At 66.3% G+C, this 17,389-nt stretch carries 11 protein-coding genes; all 11 read left to right on the forward strand.

The window, feature by feature from the left end; translation table 11 throughout:
• The first annotated feature begins 164 nt into the window (after positions 1 to 164).
• The 11 genes from gltB to U5S82_21265 all read left to right on the forward strand — a co-directional run bounded on the left by gltB (position 165) and on the right by U5S82_21265 (position 17,330).
• On the forward strand, positions 165 to 4,703 hold the full coding sequence (gene gltB / locus U5S82_21215) for a glutamate synthase large subunit (protein MDZ7754087.1): 4,539 nt from the start codon (positions 165 to 167) through the stop codon (positions 4,701 to 4,703).
• Between the two features lie 11 nt (positions 4,704 to 4,714).
• Positions 4,715 to 6,202: a glutamate synthase subunit beta gene (locus tag U5S82_21220; protein MDZ7754088.1), complete on the forward strand. Its 1,488-nt coding sequence runs from the start codon at positions 4,715 to 4,717 to the stop codon at positions 6,200 to 6,202.
• Between the two features lie 379 nt (positions 6,203 to 6,581).
• Complete coding sequence (locus U5S82_21225; GenBank protein ID MDZ7754089.1) at positions 6,582 to 6,908, forward strand: TOBE domain-containing protein; 327 nt, start codon at positions 6,582 to 6,584, stop codon at positions 6,906 to 6,908.
• Positions 6,909 to 7,687: 779 nt separating this feature from the next.
• Entirely contained in the window at positions 7,688 to 8,143 is a 456-nt protein-coding gene (gene rimP / locus U5S82_21230; GenBank protein MDZ7754090.1) for a ribosome maturation factor RimP, read from the forward strand.
• Positions 8,144 to 8,184: 41 nt separating this feature from the next.
• Positions 8,185 to 9,756: a transcription termination factor NusA gene (gene nusA / locus U5S82_21235; protein ID MDZ7754091.1), complete on the forward strand. Its 1,572-nt coding sequence runs from the start codon at positions 8,185 to 8,187 to the stop codon at positions 9,754 to 9,756.
• 22 nt (positions 9,757 to 9,778) lie between these two features.
• Positions 9,779 to 12,400, forward strand: coding sequence for a translation initiation factor IF-2 (infB, locus tag U5S82_21240; protein MDZ7754092.1), 2,622 nt, complete (start codon positions 9,779 to 9,781; stop codon positions 12,398 to 12,400).
• Between the two features lie 28 nt (positions 12,401 to 12,428).
• On the forward strand, positions 12,429 to 12,812 hold the full coding sequence (gene rbfA / locus U5S82_21245; protein ID MDZ7754093.1) for a 30S ribosome-binding factor RbfA: 384 nt from the start codon (positions 12,429 to 12,431) through the stop codon (positions 12,810 to 12,812).
• A 2-nt stretch (positions 12,813 to 12,814) separates the two neighbouring features.
• Positions 12,815 to 13,735: a tRNA pseudouridine(55) synthase TruB gene (truB, locus tag U5S82_21250; GenBank protein MDZ7754094.1), complete on the forward strand. Its 921-nt coding sequence runs from the start codon at positions 12,815 to 12,817 to the stop codon at positions 13,733 to 13,735.
• Between the two features lie 86 nt (positions 13,736 to 13,821).
• Positions 13,822 to 14,091, forward strand: coding sequence for a 30S ribosomal protein S15 (gene rpsO, locus U5S82_21255; GenBank protein MDZ7754095.1), 270 nt, complete (start codon positions 13,822 to 13,824; stop codon positions 14,089 to 14,091).
• A gap of 96 nt (positions 14,092 to 14,187) precedes the next feature.
• Positions 14,188 to 16,290 carry a polyribonucleotide nucleotidyltransferase gene (gene pnp / locus U5S82_21260; GenBank protein MDZ7754096.1) on the forward strand — a complete coding sequence of 701 codons (2,103 nt, stop codon included), beginning with the start codon at positions 14,188 to 14,190 and terminating at the stop codon, positions 16,288 to 16,290.
• Between the two features lie 116 nt (positions 16,291 to 16,406).
• Positions 16,407 to 17,330 (forward strand): bile acid:sodium symporter family protein, encoded by a 924-nt coding sequence (locus U5S82_21265; protein ID MDZ7754097.1) that lies wholly within the window; start codon positions 16,407 to 16,409, stop codon positions 17,328 to 17,330.
• Positions 17,331 to 17,389 lie beyond the last annotated feature (59 nt).

The following is a 17,389-nucleotide window of genomic DNA, read 5'->3' on the forward strand; positions in this document are numbered from 1 at the left end:
AGGGCTGGACCGCGGGTGCGCCGCGCCTGATCCGCTCTATGGGGCATCATGTACATTCCGACAATGCCTTGAGGAATCCTCGGTGAATTGATTCAGGGCTCGTTGGGGGGCAAAGTGGACACCGAGGCTCTATGCCTCCCGACAGGTCTGGTTGGAGCCTGGATATGACAGCGTCCCAGAATTCACGCCCACCGACACCGACCGGGGCATTGGAAACCGAGGAGTATTTGCGCGCGGCCAATCATTCGAGCTGTGGCGTGGGGGTACTGGCGGATCTCGATGGCAAACCCAGCCATGGACTGGTGCTTAACGGCCTGGAGTGCCTGCGAAACCTCGACCATCGAGGGGCACGCGGTGCCGAGGAGAACACCGGCGATGGCGCCGGCATGCTGCTGCAGAAGCCCCATCGCTTCTTCCGGGAGGTGGTGCCCGGGCTGGATGAGTGCGACGGCTATGGGATCGGCCAGGTATTCATGCCCCGCGACGCCGATCAACGGGCCGCCCTGCGGGCCCTCGTGGCGGACCGCTGCCGCGCCAGGGGCTTCGACCTGGTCGCCTGGCGCGAGGTGCCCACGGATAACCATGGCCTGGGGCAGACGGCCCGCGACAGCGAGCCGGTGACTCAGCAGTTCTTCGTCCGGCCGCGGGAGCCCCTCGAGCCCTCAGAGCTGGATATCAGGCTCTACGTCCTGCGGCGCGAGATCGAGAACGAGGCCCTCTACCGGAGGCTGGTGGGCTTCGGTGGGGAGGTCTTCTACGTCTGCTCCCTGTCGCGCACCACGGTGGTCTACAAGGGTCTGCTGACCTGCCCGCAGCTCGAGGCCTATTATCCGGACCTGACGGATCGGCGGGTCACCTCGGCCCTGGTCCTGGTTCATGCGCGTTTCTCCACCAACACCCTGGGCGCCTGGGACCTCGCCCATCCCTACCGCCACCTCGTGCACAACGGGGAGATCAATACCCTGCGCGGCAACCAGAACTGGATGCGGGCCCGCGAGGCGACCCTCGCCTCGCCCCGTTTTGGCGCCGACATCGAACGCATCAAGCCTTTCACCGGGGAAGGACTCAGCGACAGCGCCCAACTGGATAACGTGCTGGAGCTGCTGGTGGTTGGCGGTCGCAGCCTGCCCCATGCCCTGCGCATGCTCATCCCCGAGGCGTGGGAACAGGACCCTCACATGGACCCGGCGCGCCGTGCCTTCTATGCCTATCACGGCGCCCTGATGGAACCCTGGGACGGGCCCGCCCTGGTGGTGGCCACGGACGGCGAACGCGTCGCGGCCGCCCTGGATCGCAATGGACTCAGGCCCTGCCGCTACAGCATCACCCGCGATCGGCGCCTCATCATGGCGAGCGAGAGCGGCGTGGTGGATGTGCCCGCCTGCGATGTGCTCCAGAGGGGCCGGCTGAAACCGGGGGCACTGTTCGTTCTGGACCCCGCACGCGGCGGCATCGTTGCCGAAGACCACGTATTCGCGGAGCTGGCCCGGCGTCCCTACGGGGCCTGGCTCGAGGGCCAGCGGCTGTCCCTGGCGGACCTGGTCGACCCGTTGGCGGCGGACATCCACCTGCCGCCCCTCGAGCGCCCCCTGGACGAATACCAGCGGGCCTGCGGTCACACCCTGGAGGACCTGCGGGTCCTGGTACAGGCCATGGCCGCCAACGGCAAGGATCCCATCGGGGCCATGGGCAACGATACCCCGCCGGCGGTGCTGTCATCCCGGCGACGCCCCCTCAGCCATTACTTCCTGCAGCAGTTCGCCCAGGTCTCGAATCCACCCCTGGACTACATCCGCGAGGCTCTGGTGACGTCCCTCGCCGATGCCATCGGCCCCCGGGAGAATCTGCTGGCGGAAACCCCCGGCCACTGCCGGCAGCTGTACCTCGAGTCGCCGATCCTCAGCGGCCCGCAGCTGCGGGCCATCGAGCACATGGACCACGATGGTCTGCGCAGCCGCCCCATCGACATCACCTGCCCCCGGGGCCAACCCATGGTCACAGCCATCCTGACGATGCGCCGCGCCGTCGTTCAGGCCATCGGCGAGGGCTGCGGGATCCTGTTGCTGAGGGACCACGCCATCGGTCCGGGGCGCGTCGCCATCCCGAGCCTGCTGGCGGTGTCGGCCCTGCACCATCATCTCATTCGCCAGGGCCTGAGGACCCGTGCCGCCCTCGTGATCGATGCCGGCGAGCCCCATACGGTGCACGATTTCTGCACCCTCATCGGTTACGGGGTGGATGCGGTGCACCCCTGGCTGGCCTACGGGGGCATTGCCGACATGGTGGCCAGGGGCCTCATCGCGGGCGCTACCGGCCAGGCCCTGGCCCAGTATCGCCGGGCCCTCGAGGGCGGCATCCTCAAGGTGATGTCGAAGATGGGCATCTCGACCCTGCAGGGTTACAAAGGGGCGCAGATCTTCGAGTCGATGGGGCTGGACCACGAGTTCGTCGACGCATACTTCAGCGGCACGACGGCTCATGTTCCGGGGGTGGGCCTTAACGAGGTTGAACAGCAAACCCTGGACACCCATGCGATCGCGTTCGGTACCCGCGTCCCCGGCAATCTGCCCCTCGACCCGGGTGGTCAGTTCTACTGGCGTCGCGACGGGGAACGGCATCACTGGAACCCCTACACCATCGGCAAGCTGCAGCAGGCGGCGCGCGGCAACGATGCCAGCGCCTATGAAGACTTCACCCGCTATGCCAGCCAGGTGGATGGTGGGCTGCAGAACCTGCGGGGCCTGCTGGAGTTCGTCACCCCGGACGCCGCGGCCATTCCCCTCGATACGGTGGAGCCGGTGGAGTCCATCATGACACGTTTCTCCACCGGCTCCATGTCCTTCGGCGCCCTGAGCCAGGAGGCCCATGAGGCCCTCGCCATCGCCATGCACCGCATCGGTGGCAAGTCCGGGACGGGAGAAGGCGGCGAGCAGGCCGAACGCTTCGGCACGGAGCGCGAGTGCTCCATGAAGCAGGTGGCGAGCGGCCGCTTCGGCGTCACCGCCCATTACCTGGCGCGGGCCCGCCAGATCGAGATCAAGATGGCCCAGGGGTCCAAGCCCGGAGAGGGCGGCGAGCTCCCCGGCGACAAGGTGGACGAAGGCATCGCCCGGGTTCGCTTCACGGTGCCCGGGGTCGGCCTGATCTCGCCGCCGCCCCATCACGACATCTATTCCATCGAGGACCTGCAGCAGCTCATCCACGACCTGAAGTGTGCCAATCCGAGCGCGGAGATCCACGTCAAGCTGGTGGCCAAGGCCAATGTCGGCACCATCGCCGCCGGCGTCGCCAAGGCACGTGCCGACGCGGTACTGATCAGCGGTGATTCCGGAGGCACGGGGGCCTCGCTGAAGACCTCCATCAAGCACGCCGGCGCGCCCTGGGAATTCGGGCTGGCGGAGACCCAGCGGGTGCTGCTGGCCAACCGCCTGCGCTCCCGTATCACGGTGCGTGCCGACGGGGGCCTGCTGACCGGTCGCGACGTGGTGATCGCGGCCCTGCTGGGGGCGGAGGAGTACGGCTTCGGCACGGCGCCGCTGGTGGCCCTCGGCTGCATCATGCTGCGCAAGTGTCACTGCAATACCTGCTCGGTGGGCATCGCCACCCAGGACCCGCGCCTGCGGGAACGCTTCCAGGGCCGCGCCGAGCATGTGGTCAACTACCTGCGCTTCGTCGCCGGCGAGGTGCGTGAACACATGGCGGCCCTCGGCTTTCGCCGCATGGACGACATGAGCGGGCGGGTGGACAGGCTGCGGGCGAAGCGGGTTGCTCATCCCAAGGGCATCCATCCTGATGTGTCCGAACTGCTACGGCGCATGAAGTCCGAGGATGCGCCGCGCCGCACCCGCGCCCAGGATCACGGCCTGGACCGGAAGATCGATCACCGGATCATCGCGCAGGCGCGGCCGGCCCTGGAGGAGCGCCGGCCGGTGGAGATCGCGGTCGAACTGTGCAACCGCGACCGCACCTTCGGTACGCTCCTGAGCCACGAGGTCACCCGCCGCCACGGCGCCGAGGGCCTGCCGCCGGGGACCATCAACCTGCGCTGCACGGGCACCGCCGGACAGAGTCTGGGGGCCTTCCTGTGCCGCGGCATCGGGCTGCACCTCGAGGGCGACGCGAACGACTACGCCGGCAAGGGGCTCTCGGGCGGGCTGCTCAGCGTCCGCACACCGGCGGACGCCGGATACGCGGCGGCGGAAAACACCATCGTCGGCAACGTCGTCCTGTTCGGCGCCACCGCCGGTGAGGCCTATTTCAACGGCCGCGGTGCGGAACGCTTCTGCGTGCGCAACTCCGGGGCGCTCGGCGTCGTCGAAGGGGTGGGCGACCATGGCTGTGAATACATGACCGGGGGGGTTGCCGTGATCCTGGGGCCCATAGGCAGGAACTTCGGCGCCGGCATGAGCGGCGGCGAGGCCTATATCTTCGATGAGGAGAGGCTGGCGGAACGGCATCTGAACGCGGATGGGAGACGCATCGAGCCCCTGCAGGACTCGCGGGATCAGGAACTCGTGCGGCGCCTGCTGGAGAACCATGTCGGCTATACGGGCAGCAGCAAGGCGGCGCGGATCCTGGAGGATTGGGAAGGCTCCCTCGGGACTTTCGTAAAAGTGGTAGCCGACGCCTACGCCGATGCCGTCGCCCGCCACCTGGCCAGCGGCCAGGATATCCGCATCAAGCCGCCACGGCGGGCCGCCTGAGGACCACCATCATGTCCGAGAATCACCCCGACGGATTCCTGCGTCACCGGCGCCGACCCATCGGCTACCGCGAGGTCCAATCGCGCCTGCGCGACCACCGCCAGATCTACCGCTTCGAGTGGAATGAGGCGGAGCTGCGCACCCAGGGACAGCGCTGCATGGACTGCGGCGTGCCTACCTGCATGGGCGGCTGTCCCATCGGCAACATCATTCCCGAGTGGAACGACCTCGTCTACCAGGGTCAGTGGGAGGAGGCCCTGGCGCGGCTGCATGCCACCAACAACTTTCCCGAGTTCACCGGCTACACCTGCCCTGCCCCCTGCGAGCCGGCCTGCACCCTCGCGTACAACGACGCCGCCGTGACCATCAAGGACATCGAGCGGGCCATCGTCGACATGGGTTGGAAAAAAGGCTGGATCATCCCTTGTCCGCCGGCCGTGCGGACCGGGAAGCGGGTGGCCATCGTGGGCAGCGGGCCGGCGGGCCTGGCCGCCGCCCAGCAACTCAACCGCGCCGGTCACGCCGTCACGGTGTTCGAGCGCGACGACACCATCGGCGGACTGATGGTCTACGGCATCCCCGACTTCAAGTTCGAGAAGCCCATGGTCGCCAGGCGGGTGCGGCAGCTGCAGGAGGAAGGCATCGAGTTCCACACGGGCGTCAACGTCGGGGTGGACGTGTCCCTGGCGGATCTGCAGTCCCGCTTCGATGCCGTGTGCCTCGCCATTGGCGCCCTGCGCCAGCGCGACGTGCCGGTGCCGGGGCGTGATTTGATGGGTGTGGTGTACGGCATGGCGTATCTCACCGCCGAGAACCGGCGCCAGGCCGGGCGGCCCGTGAACGGCGCCGCCCATGCCCGCGGCAAGCGTGTGGTGGTGCTCGGCGGGGGCGACACCGGCGCCGACTGCGTCGCCACGGCTCACCGACAGGGCGCGCGGGAGGTACTCCAGTTGAGCATCAATCCGCGCCCCCCGGAGGAACGGCCGGCGGACAACCCGTGGCCGCAGCAACCCCAGACCTATCGGCATACCTACGCCCTGGAGGAAGGCGGGGAAGAGGCCTTCAGCCTCAACGTCGCCGGCTTCATCGACAGCGACGGGGATGGCCGAGTAAACCACATCGAGGCCGAGCGGGTCGACTGGAAGCGCGACCGGCACGGCCGGCGCATCGAAAAGATCGTGCAGGAGAGCGGCATCGAGATCCCGGCCGATCTGGTGCTCATCGCCATCGGCTTCGAAGGTCCGGAGGTGGAACTCCTCCGGGAGGCGCGCCTGACCCTGAGCGGGGACGAGGCCCTGGAGACCGATGCCCGGAAGATGTCGGCCATCCCCGGGGTGTTCGTGGCCGGCGATGCCCGGCGCGGTCAGTCCATCGTCGTGTGGGCCATCGGCGAGGGACGCGATGTGGCCCGGCATATCGATGTCTGGCTGATGGGGAAATCCCGCCTGCCGCCCAGCCTGGAGACCCCCAACCCCCCCAGCCCGCCGCGCGGTCTGTGATGCCCCACGCCGTTGGGCGGCCATCACGGCCTGGCAGGAGGCCGCGGTCGTGACGCGGCAGCGCCGGGCCGCCAGGGAATCTTACATCTCGTTATATGTTAGTTAATGTGAAAGTCGCGAAGCACGAACTCCCCCTCTCCCACTGGGACAAATCCGTCGGGAACGGATTTGAACGCGCCTTGGCGCGGCCCGCAGGGCGCAGGGCAGGATGCCCGGAGTACAGGGATGGGGTGAGGGAACGAACATGGCGATACGCGCTCCTCTTTCATCATCTTGGGTGGCGCGTATCGCCATGAGAGTTAACGCCGGTATAACTCCATACGATTCCCCAAATGCCTTTATGTATTTCCTTCACTCCTGAGGGAGGGTACGGCTGCCTATGAAGACTGCTGTGGATGGCCCGTTCTGGCTCAACGTCGAGGGCCGGGGCTTTCTCGGCACGGGACGTATCGAGTTACTGGAGCATATCGCTGAGATGGGTTCCATTGCAGCCGCGGCGCAGGCGGCGGACTCCAGCGTGCTGAACTGCCTGCCGGCCCGGGTGCTCGAGGTCAACGGCGATCCCCACCCCGGGCATGTGCTGGTGCGTCTGGGGCTCCGGGATCAGATCCTCCTGGCGCGCATCACCCGCCGATCGGTGGAACACCTCGGGCTCGCTCCGGGTATGGCGGTTCATGCCCTGGTCAAGGGCGTGGCAATTACCTGAGGGGGGGGCGTGGGGTGAGCCGGGTTGTCGGGATGAATCCCGACCTACAAAAGCGTAACCGCGAAAGACGCGAGTGACGCGAAAAGGGAGAAGGTCAGGGAGGAGTGGCAGCTTGAAAAGGCGCAGCGGATCCACCGTTTCGGCGTCAGCAGAGCCGACGCACGGGTGGTAATCTTTTCCCATTTCCCATTTCCCCTTTCCCCTTTCCCATTTCCCCTTTCCCCTTTCCCACTTCCCCTGGGGAGAAGGACAGAGGCGTAGGTCGGCTGCTCCTGGCAGCCGACGGGATCCCGGCGGGTAGCGGGCGGGATGTCGGTTGCCAGGAGCAACCGACCTACATCCGTGCCGCGGGAACGTGCGGTGGCGGCGTATCTGGCCGGGATGTCGGGATGAATCCCGACCTACATTCGTGCCCCGGGAACCGGCGGTGGCGATGTGTCTGTGGGTCGGGCTGTAGGTCGGGCTTTAGCCCGACATCCGGCCGGGCCTTGATTAAGCCTGTTGAAAAATATACACTTCGCGGCTACTTGGGAATCGCTGCCTAAGGGTAGATCAACGAAGGTCCGAAGGCAGGCGATAAGCGTTCCGCCGGTCAGGAGAAACCCCTCGTCGGGGTTTTTTTTTGCCGGCCCCGTGGTGAATGCCTTTGCAATGACGTTCACCTGGGGCCGCGATGCCGGTGGGTCATGAGCCCGCCTGGTCGTGCACTACCCGAAAAGGGTCGGTGGGCGGATCGGGTAGGGGTTTGCAGTGGGCCTAGGGCCCATTTTTTTTTACTGATGGCTAGCAGACTGAACAGATTGAGCGAGTTGGTTGCGTCGGGTGTCGAGGCCCTCGGCTACGAGTTCGTGGGCGTCGAACTGGATACCGGCGGTGGCCGGCGGGTGCTCAGGGTCTACATCGATCACCCGGACGGCATCACCCTGGGGGACTGCGAGCGGGTGAGTCATCAGGTGAGCGGGGTGCTGGACGTGGAGGATCCTATCCAGGGGAACTACCTTTTGGAGGTGTCCTCCCCTGGAGTGGAGCGGCCGCTTTTCGAGGCCGAGCACTATGAGCGGTTCATAGGCGCCAGGGTGCGGGTGAAGCTGCACGATCCGTTGCACGGACGGCGCAAGATCAAGGGTGTAATCGTGGCGTGCGGCCAGGGTATGGTCACCCTGGATGAGGACGGCGAAGTGTGGGAGATCCCCCTCGCCGACATTTCCAGGGCAAACCTGGTTGCCGAAGTGTAGGCCTTGTGAGGTATAGGCGTTATGGGGAATGGGGTCGTTAAATGACTAAAGAGATCCTGCTGGTAGCAGAAGCGGTTTCGAACGAGAAGGGGGTGTCCAAGGACATCATCTTCGAGGCCATCGAAGCCGCGTTGGCCACGGCCACCAAGAAAAAGAATGGTGGTGAGATCGACGTGCGCGTGAGTATCGACCGCGCGACGGGTGAGCACAGCACCTTCCGCCGCTGGTTGGTGGTGCCCGACGATGTGGAGGCCCGGCTGCCCGAATCGGCGGAGACCACGATGGCATTGGAGGCGGACGAGGAGGACTCCCTCGAGTTCTCTCGCGAGCGCCATATCCGCCTGGCCGAGGCCCGGGAGCATGACCCGCAACTGCAGGTGGGGGACTATATCGAGGAGCCCATCGAGTCGGTGGAGTTCGGGCGCATCGCCGCTCAGACCGCCAAGCAGGTTATCGTGCAGAAGGTGCGGGAGGCGGAGCGCGCCCAAGTGGTGGAGGCCTACCAGGGGCGTCGCGGTGAGCTGGTGACGGGTATCGTCAAGCGCCTGGAGCGGGGCAACATCATCATCGACCTCGGCGGCAACGCCGAGGCGGTCATCCTCAGGGAGGAGATGATCCCGCGGGAGGCCATCCGCACCAGCGACCGCGTTCGGGGTTATCTGCGGGATGTGCGCCTGGAGGCCCGGGGACCCCAACTCTTCGTCAGCCGCACGGCACCGGAGCTGGTCATCGAATTGTTCAAGCTGGAGGTGCCGGAGATCGGCGAAGGCCTCATCGAGATCAAGGCGGCCGCTCGCGACCCGGGCTCGCGGGCCAAGATCGCGGTGCTTACCCGCGAGCCGCGCATCGACCCCGTGGGGGCGTGCGTGGGCATGCGCGGCTCCCGCGTCCAGGCGGTATCCAACGAACTCGCGGGCGAGCGCGTGGACATCGTGTTGTGGGACGACAACCCGGCACGCTTCGTGGTCAACGCGATGTCGCCCGCCGAGGTGGTGTCCATCGTGGTGGACGAGGATGCCCACAGCATGGATGTGGCGGTCAACGAGGATATGCTGTCCCAGGCCATCGGCCGCGGTGGGCAGAACGTGCGGCTGGCGAGCGAACTCACGGGCTGGACCCTCAACGTCATGTCCGAGGAGCAGGCCGACGAGAAGAGCGAGGCCGAGGCCGGGAAGCTCCAGGCCATGTTCATGGAGCAACTCGATGTGGACGAGGAAGTGGCCGCCATCCTGGTGGCGGAGGGCTTCACTTCCATAGAGGAACTGGCCTATGTGCCGGCCCAGGAGATGGTGCAGATCGAGGAGTTCGACGAGGACATGGTGGAGGAGCTGCGCTCGCGTGCCGCCGATGTCCTGCTGACCCGCGCCATCGTCTCCGAAGAGCGGGCCGAAGGCGGTGCCAGCCAGGACCTCATGAGCCTGGACGGCATGTCGGCCGAACTCGCGGCATCGCTGCGCGAGCAGGGTATCGATACGGTGGATGACCTGGCGGAGTATGCCGTGGATGAACTGCTCGAAGTCGCCGAAGTGGATCCCGGTCTCGCCGGGGACCTGATCATGGCTGCGCGGGCCTCATGGTTTGAAGAAGAACAGCAGGACGACGCGTCCAGCTGAGCGAAGGTCGAAGAGGCAAGTTATGGCAGAGGTTACCCTGAGACAATTCGCCGACGTCCTTGGCGTACCGGTCGATCGGCTCCTGACTCAGTTGCAGGAGGCGGGCGTCGGCACCAAGACGCCGGAGGATTCCATCGATGATGTGGAGAAGAAGAAGCTTCTGACCCATCTGCGGGAGCGTCATGGCAAAGGCGATGCGCCGGCCGCGACGCCCGAGAAGCGAATCTCCCTGAAGCGCAAGACCGTCAGCGAGCTGTCCCTGTCGGCGGAAAAGAAGGGTCGTGGCACCACCGGCCCGCGCAAGACCGTCACCGTGGAGGTCCGTAAGCGCCGTAGCTACGCCAAGCCCGGGGAAGAGGGCGGCGGCGCGGTGGACGACGCGGAGTTAAAGGCCCAGCAGGAGGTCAACAAACAGGCTCTGCTGGAAGAGGCCAAGCGCCGCCAGAAGGACCTGGGTGAGAAGCTGCGTATCGAGGAGGAGGCCCGTCGTGAGGCCGAGGAGCGCGAGCGCAAAGAGCGCGAGGAGAAGCGCCGTCAGGACGAGGTGAAGCGCCTGCAGGAGGAAGAGGAGGCCAAGCGCCGGGAAGCGGATGACGCGGTGCGCCGCGAGGCCGAGGAGAGCGCCCGCCTGGCCAAGGAGTCGGAGGAGCAGCGTGCGAAGGTGGAGGCGGAGCAGGCCGCCCCCAAGCGCGCCAAGGAGAAGACCGCCCACGACAAGACCAAGAAGGAAAAGGACAAGGAGAAGGGGCCCACCCGCTATGGCCGCGAGCAGATCCACGTGGCCACCGACAAGCGCGGCAAGCGCAAGACCCGTGGCAGGCCGCGGGCGGGTCAGGGGGCCATGGCCGCCTCCGGCCAGCACGGCTTCGCCAAGCCCACGGCGCCCATCGTCCGCGAGGTGAGCATCCCCGAGACCATCTCCGTCGCGGAGTTGGCCCAGAAGATGTCCGTCAAGGCCACGGAGGTCATCAAGACCATGATGGGCATGGGCAGCATGGTGACCATCAATCAGGTGATCGACCAGGAGACCGCCACGGTGGTGGTGGAAGAGATGGGGCACAAACCCAAGCTCATCAAGGAGAACGCGCTGGAGGAGGAGGTGTTGCAGGCGGCCCAGCCCGAGGATAGGGAATCCACTACCCGGCCCCCGGTGGTGACCATCATGGGGCATGTGGACCATGGCAAGACGTCCTTGCTGGACCATATACGCAAGGCCACCGTGGCCGCCGGCGAGGCGGGCGGTATCACCCAGCACATCGGCGCCTATCATGTCACCACGCCGCGGGGCACCATCAGCTTTCTGGACACCCCCGGTCACGCGGCCTTCACCGCCATGCGGGCCCGCGGTGCCAAGGTCACCGACATCGTCATCCTGGTGGTGGCGGCAGACGACGGGGTGATGCCCCAGACCATTGAGGCCGTTCAGCACGCCAAGGCGGCGGGGGTACCCCTCATCGTGGCGGTGAACAAGATCGACCGCGAGGACGCCGACCCGGATCGGGTCAAGCAGGAACTCACCGTCCACGAGGTGATACCCGAGGAGTGGGGCGGCGAGAACATCTTCGTGCACGTGTCGGCCATCACCGGCGAGGGCATCGACGACCTGCTGGACGCCATCCTGCTGCAGAGCGAGGTAATGGAACTCACCGCCCCTACGGAAGGGGCGGCCGTGGGCGCGGTCATCGAATCGCGCCTCGACAAGGGCCGTGGCCCGGTGGCCACCATCCTGGTGCGCGAGGGCACCCTGCGCAAGGGCGACATCCTGTTGTGTGGTCAGGAGTACGGTCGCGTGCGCATGCTCGTCGACGAACGCGGCGAGGAGGTGGAAAGCGCCGGGCCGTCCATTCCGGTCGAGATGCTCGGCCTCTCCGGTACCCCCAACGCCGGCGACGAGGCGGTGGTGGTGCCCGATGAGCGCAAGGCCCGGGAGATCGCCCTGTTCCGCCAGGGCAAGTATCGCGAGGTGCGGTTGGCCAAGCAGCAGGCGGCGAAGCTGGAGAATGTCTTCTCTCAGATGGAGGAGGGCGAGACCTCCAGCGTCAACCTGGTGATCAAGGCCGATGTGCAGGGTTCCGCGGAGGCCCTGCAGGAGGCCCTGGAGAAGCTCTCCTTCGAAGAGGTGAAGGTCAAGATCCTGGGCGCCGGCGTGGGCGGCATCAACGAGACGGACGTCAACCTGGCCATCGCCTCCGACGCCGTCATCATCGCCTTCAACGTGCGGGCCGATGCCACGGCCCGCCGCCTCATCGAGTCCGAGGGCGTGGACGTCCACTACTACAGCGTCATCTACGATGTCATCGACGACGTCAAGAAGGCCATCAGCGGCAAGCTGGCGCCGGAGTTCAAGGAGGAATTCGTCGGCCTCGCCGAGGTGAGAGACGTATTCCGTTCGCCGAAGCTGGGCGCCATCGCCGGGTGCATGGTCATCAATGGCGTGGTGCGCCGCAACAACCCGATCCGCGTGTTGCGGGACAACGTGGTGATCTTCGAGGGCGAGTTGGAATCCCTGCGGCGCTTCAAGGATGACGTCAGCGAGGTGAAGGCCGGGATGGAATGCGGTATCGGCGTCAAGAACTACAACGACGTCAAGCCGGGGGATCAGATCGAGGTCTACCAGACCATCCAGGTGGAGCGCACCCTTTGATGCCCATGTGGGGCGGGAAGTACGGGTAATGCCGCGGGAGTTCGGCCGTACCGACCGTATGGCGGATCAGATCCAGCGCGAACTCGCGGATCTGCTGCAGCGCGAGGTCCATGATCCCCGTCTCCACGGCATCACGGTGTCCGGGGTGAAGGTGTCCCGGGATATGGCCGTGGCCAAGGTCCACGTCTCCAGCGTGCTGGAGGAGCACGATCCCAAGGAGCTGATGGCCGCCCTCGGGCGCGCCGGCGGGTTCCTGCGTTCCGGCCTCGCCAAGCGCCTGCGTACCCGCACCGTCCCCGAGCTGCGTTTCCTGTATGACGACTCGGTGGAAAAGGGCCACCGTCTGGCATCCCTCATCCAGCAGGCGGTGGACAGCGACCGTGCCAACGAACAATCACGAGAGGAAGACTGATCATGGGTCGAAGGCGCCAGCACGGGCGCAACGTCACGGGGATCCTGCTGCTCAACAAGGCCGCCGGACTGAGCTCCAACGAGGCCCTGCAACAGGTGAAACGGTTGTTCCGTGCCCGCAAGGCGGGGCATACCGGCAGCCTGGACAAGCTGGCCACGGGGTTGCTGCCCATCTGCTTCGGCGAGGCCACCAAGATGTCGGGCTTCCTGCTGAACTCGGACAAGCACTACCGTGCCACCTTCAAGCTCGGCGAGAAGACCCGCACCGGCGACACCGAGGGCGAGGTCATCGAGCGTCGTCCCGTGCCGCCCCTGACGGTGGCCGAACTCGAAGAGGCCATGGCCCGTTTCCGGGGCGAGATACAGCAGATCCCGCCCATGCATTCAGCCATCAAGCAGGGGGGGCAGCCCCTGTACAAGCTCGCCCATCAGGGGCTGGAGGTGGCGCGGGAGCCACGCACCGTGACCATTCACGGCTTCGAACTCATCGCCCACCGGGATGACGAGCTGGATGTGGACGTGAGGTGCTCCAAGGGCACCTACATCCGCACCCTGGCGGAGGACCTCGGGGAATACCTGGGCTGCGGCGCCCATGTCTCCGCGCTCCACCGTATCGGGGCCGGTCCCTTCGGCGCCGAACAGATGGTGACGGTGGAGGAACTGGAGCACATCGCCGCGGAGGGTACCCACCACCTGGACAAGCTTCTGCTGCCTGCCGATGCGGCGGTGGAACAATGGCCGGAGATCCGGCTGTCCCAGGACCTGTCCTTCTACATGCACCAGGGGCAGGCGGTCATGGTGCCGCGGGCCCCCACCTCGGGCTGGGTGCGCCTCTACGATGTGGACAAGGGCTTCATCGGCGCGGGGGAGGTGCTGGAGGACGGACGCATCGCGCCGCGGCGGCTGTTGGCGGGTCACGGATAGGCAGTCCGGTCCTTGTTACGACAAAGGGTTAGGGATTAACATACACGGTTTTTGAGACACGAGATCCTTGTGGGAGTCCATCTTCAATGTCACTGAATGCACAAAGCAAAAGCGAAATAGTCAAGCAATATCAACGGGGTGCGTCGGACACGGGCTCGCCGGAGGTGCAGGTGGCCCTGTTGACCGCCGAGATCACGCATCTCGCGGGCCACTTCAAGACCCATATCCATGACCACCATTCCCGCCAGGGCCTGCTGCGCAAGGTCAGTCAGCGGCGCAATCTGCTGGATTACCTGAAGAGAAAGGACCTCGATCGCTATCGCGAGCTGATCAGCCGTCTCGGCCTGCGGCGCTGATGGCGCGGCGCTGATGACAAGGGGCCGGCGGGACTCGGGTCCCGCCAGCCGCTGTATCGAGGACCCTTCTCAATCGCACACGCTTCAGGAAACGCCATGACTCCCATTACCAAATCCATCCAATACGGCAAACACACCCTGACCCTGGAGACCGGCAAGGTCGCCCGCCAGGCCACGGGGGCGGTCATCGCCTCCCTCGGAGACACCAAGGTTCTGGCCACGGTGGTGGCCGAGAAGAAGGCCAGAGAGGGGCGCGATTTCTTTCCCCTCACCGTCGACTACCAGGAACGCACCTACGCCGCCGGCAAGATCCCCGGCGGTTTTTTTCGTCGTGAGGGCCGGCCCAGCGAGAAGGAAACCCTCACCTGCCGCCTTATCGATCGGCCCATCCGGCCGTTGTTTCCGAAAGGGTTCACCAACGAGGTGCAGGTGGTGCTCACGGTCATCGACCTCGACCCGGATATCGACCCCGATATCCCGTCGTTGATTGGTACCTCCGCCGCCATGGCCATCTCCGGGTTGCCTTTCAACGGCCCGGTGGGCGCGGCCCGGGTAGGTTACCGCGACGGCGAATTCCTGCTCAATCCCGGCCTCGCCGATCTCGTGGATTCGCAGCTCGACCTGGTGGTATCGGGTACCGAGCACGCCGTCCTGATGGTGGAGTCGGAGGCCAAGGGGCTGCCCGAGAAGGTGATGCTGGATGCGGTGCTCTATGGTCACGAGCAGCAGCAGAAGGTCATCGGGCTCATCAAGGAGTTGAAGGCCGAGGCGGGCAAGCCGGAGTGGGAGGTCGCTCTACCCACGGTGGACGAGGAACTGGCGGCAGCGGTGGAGGCCGCCGCGGCCGATGCCATCCGCGAGGGCTACGCCATCGCCGACAAGATGGAGCGTTACGGTCGCCTCAACGAGGTGCGCAGCGCCGTGGTGGCGGAACTCACCGCCGGCGACGAGCCGCGCTGGAGCGAGGGCGAAGTGGCCGGCGCCATCGGCAAGCTGGAGAAGAAGATCGTGCGCAGCCAGGTGCTGGCCGGGCAGCCCCGCATCGATGGCCGCGACACCCGCACCGTGCGCCCCATCGCCGTGGAGGTGGGGATCCTCAAACGCACCCATGGCTCGGCCCTGTTCACCCGCGGCGAGACCCAGGCCCTGGTGGTGGCCACCCTTGGCACCGAGCGGGATGCCCAGATCATCGACGCCATCGAGGGCGAGCGCCGCGAGCCCTTCATGCTCCATTACAACTTCCCACCCTACTGCGTGGGCGAGACGGGTCGCGTGGGCACCCCCAAGCGCCGGGAGATCGGCCACGGCCGGTTGGCCAAGCGCGGCATCCAGGCCGTCATGCCCACCCTGGCGGAATTCCCCTACGTCATCCGCGTGGTGTCCGAGATCACCGAGTCCAACGGCTCCAGTTCCATGGCCTCGGTATGCGGCACCAGCCTGGCCCTGATGGACGCCGGCGTGCCCATCGAGGCGCCGGTGGCCGGCATCGCCATGGGGCTCATCAAGGAGGGCGAACAGTTCCAGGTGTTGTCGGACATCATGGGCGATGAGGACCATCTGGGCGACATGGACTTCAAGGTGGCCGGGACCGCCGACGGCGTCAACGCCCTGCAGATGGATATCAAGATCGACGGCATCACCCGCGAGATCATGGAGGCGGCCCTCGACCAGGCCAAGGAGGGACGCATGCACATCCTCGGCGAGATGGCCAAGGTCATCGACCGGCCGCGGGAAGACATGTCGACCTTTGCGCCGCGCATCATGACCATCAAGATCAACCCCGACAAGATCCGTGACGTCATCGGCAAGGGTGGCGCGACCATCCGCGCCCTCACGGAAGAGACGGGTGCCACCATCAACGTCACGGACGACGGCACCGTATCCATCGCCTCGGTGGACAGTGCCGCCGGAGAGGAGGCCAAGCGGCGCATCGAACAGCTCACCACCGACGTGCAGGTGGGGGTGATCTACGAGGGCCGGGTGGCCCGCCTCATGGATTTCGGCGCCTTCGTCACCATCCTGCCGGGCAAGGACGGCCTGGTGCACATCTCCCAGATCTCCGATGAGCGGGTGGAGAAGGTCAGCGACAAGCTGTCCGAGGGCGATACCATCAGGGTGAAGGTGCTGGAGGTGGACAAGCAGGGCCGCATCCGCCTGTCCATGAAAGCGGTGACCGAGGGCGAGTCGGCGGCGGTCTGAGCCCGCCGGCAGCACCGGAATACGAAGGGGCCGCAAGGCCCCTTTTTAATGAGAGCCCTCCGCGGGTGCAATGCGCGGCCGAAATCCGCCGTCTTGATTGAAAGGCCGGAATAACAATGCTCTCCACCCTGAGTTCCCTGCTGATACGGCGCTTCCCCTATATCGCCATCGCCTTGTGCGCCGTGGCGGTGGCGATACCCGAGTTCTTCATCCCCGCGCGCGTGGCCATCGTACCTCTGCTGGGGCTGGTGATGTTCGGCATGGGTATGACCCTGCGCCTCGAGGACTTCAAGGCGGTGGCCCGCCGGCCCCGGGTGGTGGGACTGGGGGTGCTGCTGCAGTTCACCATCATGCCCTTCGCCGCCTGGCTGGTGGCGCTGGCCTTCGGGTTGCCGCCCCAACTGGCGGCGGGCATGGTGCTGGTGGGGGCGGGTCCCGGTGGTACTGCCTCGAACGTCATCTGTTATCTGGCCCGCGGTGACGTGGCCCTGTCCATCACCCTCACCGCCGTATCCACGGTGATGGCCATCGCCCTGACCCCCTTCCTCACCTGGCTCTACGTGGGCCAGACGGTGCCGGTGCCGGTCACGGACATGCTGTGGGATATCGCGAGGATAGTGCTCCTTCCCGTGTTCGCCGGCGTCGCCTTCAATACCTGGCTGGGGCATCGGCTGGGGGCGGTGCGGGAGCTGTTCCCTGCCGTCTCGGTGCTGGCCATCGTGGCCATCATCGCCATCATCGTGGCCCTCAATGCCCACCAACTGGGGAGCATCGGACTGGCCGTGGTGGGGGCGGTCATGGTGCACAATCTGCTGGGGCTGGGGGGCGGGTACTGGGTGCCGCGCCTGCTGGGCCACGACGCCCGCACCAGTCGCACCCTCGCCATCGAGGTGGGCATGCAGAATTCCGGGCTGGGGGTGGCCCTGGCCATCAAGCACTTCTCGCCCCTGGCCGCCCTGCCGGGGGCGGTATTCAGCATCTGGCACAACCTCTCGGGGGCCGCCCTGGCCGCCCACTGGGCCCGGCGCCCCGCGCCCTAGGGCTCCCTGCCCGGAGGCAACGCCGGTCCGCAGGGCCTGCGGGGCGCAAGGGGGCGGCG

The sequence above is a fragment of the Gammaproteobacteria bacterium genome (genome assembly GCA_034522055.1).
In the GTDB taxonomy this organism is placed as follows: domain Bacteria; phylum Pseudomonadota; class Gammaproteobacteria; order JAABTG01; family JAABTG01; genus JAABTG01.

What these genes read in the sequence shown, in the direction of transcription:
- gltB (MDZ7754087.1), top strand. Translation starts at nt 165, where the DNA reads ATGACAGCGTCCCAGAATTCACGCCCACCGACACCGACCGGGGCATTG.
- U5S82_21220 (MDZ7754088.1), top strand. Translation starts at nt 4,715, where the DNA reads ATGTCCGAGAATCACCCCGACGGATTCCTGCGTCACCGGCGCCGACCC.
- U5S82_21225 (MDZ7754089.1), top strand. Translation starts at nt 6,582, where the DNA reads ATGAAGACTGCTGTGGATGGCCCGTTCTGGCTCAACGTCGAGGGCCGG.
- rimP (MDZ7754090.1), top strand. Translation starts at nt 7,688, where the DNA reads ATGGCTAGCAGACTGAACAGATTGAGCGAGTTGGTTGCGTCGGGTGTC.
- nusA (MDZ7754091.1), top strand. Translation starts at nt 8,185, where the DNA reads ATGACTAAAGAGATCCTGCTGGTAGCAGAAGCGGTTTCGAACGAGAAG.
- infB (MDZ7754092.1), top strand. Translation starts at nt 9,779, where the DNA reads ATGGCAGAGGTTACCCTGAGACAATTCGCCGACGTCCTTGGCGTACCG.
- rbfA (MDZ7754093.1), top strand. Translation starts at nt 12,429, where the DNA reads ATGCCGCGGGAGTTCGGCCGTACCGACCGTATGGCGGATCAGATCCAG.
- truB (MDZ7754094.1), top strand. Translation starts at nt 12,815, where the DNA reads ATGGGTCGAAGGCGCCAGCACGGGCGCAACGTCACGGGGATCCTGCTG.
- rpsO (MDZ7754095.1), top strand. Translation starts at nt 13,822, where the DNA reads ATGTCACTGAATGCACAAAGCAAAAGCGAAATAGTCAAGCAATATCAA.
- pnp (MDZ7754096.1), top strand. Translation starts at nt 14,188, where the DNA reads ATGACTCCCATTACCAAATCCATCCAATACGGCAAACACACCCTGACC.
- U5S82_21265 (MDZ7754097.1), top strand. Translation starts at nt 16,407, where the DNA reads ATGCTCTCCACCCTGAGTTCCCTGCTGATACGGCGCTTCCCCTATATC.